Source organism: Burkholderia sp. Ac-20345 (assembly GCF_017104825.1).
GTDB lineage: Bacteria > Pseudomonadota > Gammaproteobacteria > Burkholderiales > Burkholderiaceae > Burkholderia > Burkholderia lata_B.
On sequence record NZ_JAAGPO010000473.1, the window covers coordinates 1 to 1661 of the forward strand.

At 70.3% G+C, this 1661-nt stretch carries 1 protein-coding gene and 1 pseudogene; both read left to right on the forward strand.

Features of this window, described 5'->3' with window-relative positions:
• A pseudogene (locus tag G3O06_RS48055) lies at nucleotides 1–417 on the forward strand (hypothetical protein); the annotation flags it as partial.
• A gap of 52 nt (nucleotides 418–469) precedes the next feature.
• Nucleotides 470–1585 carry a type III secretion inner membrane ring lipoprotein SctJ gene (sctJ, locus tag G3O06_RS48060; RefSeq protein ID WP_241020623.1) on the forward strand — a complete coding sequence of 372 codons (1116 nt, stop codon included), beginning with the start codon at nucleotides 470–472 and terminating at the stop codon, nucleotides 1583–1585.
• Nucleotides 1586–1661 lie beyond the last annotated feature (76 nt).

Here is a 1661-nt window from a genome sequence, read left to right on the forward strand (position 1 = left end):
TAGCAAACGGGCGCGGCGTCCGATCCGGTGCAGGTGCGCCAGTTCGATGCGCTGATGCAGCCGGGCGCATCGCCGGCCGCGCCGCCGTCTTCGTCGGGCGTCGCGATGTCGCGCGCACCGGCGGATGCGGCGCCGGCCGTGCAGATGACGCCCGCGCAGGCGAACCAGTCGTCGCTCGTCGAGCGGTTGCGCACCTACGGCAACGATCTCGACGCGCGGTACGCGAACATCGACAAGCATCGCAGCGAGATGCTGACGTCGATGGCCGACAGCCGCAGCGATCCGATGATGACGATGGTGAAGGCGATGGATTTTCAGTGGACGGCGACCACCACGATTTCGGAATACCAGTTGAGCCTGTCGGTCGCGCAGGCGGCGAACGGCTTCACGCACACGGTGCTGAAGACGCAGGAGTGATGGCGTGTGCGCGTGCCGCACACGGCCGCGCTCACACGGAAGCGGAAAAACGATGACGACGATCGATTCGACGCCGCGCGCGCATGCGTGGCGCAGCCGGGCGGCGCGCGCGCTGCTCGCGGGGCTGCTCGTGCTGCTGGCCGGGTGCCAGAAGGAGCTGTACTCGGGCCTGTCGGAGCGCGATGCGAACCAGATGGTCGCGGTGCTCGGCGACGCGGGCATCAGCGCGTCGAAGGACAACGACGCGCGCGACACGTCGGACCGCAACGCGTGGCTCGTCAGCGTCGCGGACGGCGACATGCAGTCGGCGCTCACGGTGCTGCAGGCGAACGGGTTGCCGAAGCCGAGCTACGCGAGCCTCGGCGAGCTGTTCCAGAAGCAGGGCCTGGTATCGACGCCGGCCGAGGAACGCGTGCGCTACCTGTACGGCGTGTCGCAGGACCTGTCGCGCACGCTGCAGGACATCGAGGGCGTGGTCGTCGCGCGCGTGCAGGTCGTGATTCCGGAGAACGATCCGCTCGCGGACAAGATCAAGCCGTCGTCCGCGGCCGTGTATATCCGTTACCGGCCCGGCGTCGACCTGCGCGCGATGGCGCCGATGGTCAAGGATCTCGTTGCGCACAGCATCGAAGGGCTGCAGTACGACAACGTGTCGCTGTTCCTGCAGCCGGCCGCCGCGCGCGCGACGCGCGTGGACGGGATCGGCAGCGCCGTGACCGACATCGTGCGGCTGCGCTCGCCGCTCGGCTGGCTCGTGTTCGCGCTGATCCTGCTGACGTGCGCGGTGATCGCGCTGTCGGCGGCGCGGCGCGGGATGTTCGGTGCGCGGCTCGCGGGCCTGCTCGACTGGGTGCGCGCGCACCTCGACGCCGCGCACAGCGTCGATTCGCTCGCCGAACGCGTGCTGATGAGCCGGCGCACGTTCACGCGCCACTTCCGCCAGGCGACAGGCACGACCGTCACCGCGTGGCTGCAGGCCGAGCGGCTCGCGCGCGCGCAGCATCTGCTGGAAACCACCGGGCAATCGATCGATGCGATCGCGCAGGCGGCCGGCTACGGGTCGAGCGTGTCGCTGCGCCAGCATTTCGCGGGCGCGCTCGGCACCTCGCCGTCCGCGTATCGAAGGGAATTTCGCGGCGCCGGAGCCGGCGCCGATGCCGCGCGGTAATGCGCGCGGCGGGCGAGCCTTGCAGCGGAACCGGCCAGCCGCTCAGCCGCCGTTGATCCAGCGCGCCGCGTAAAGC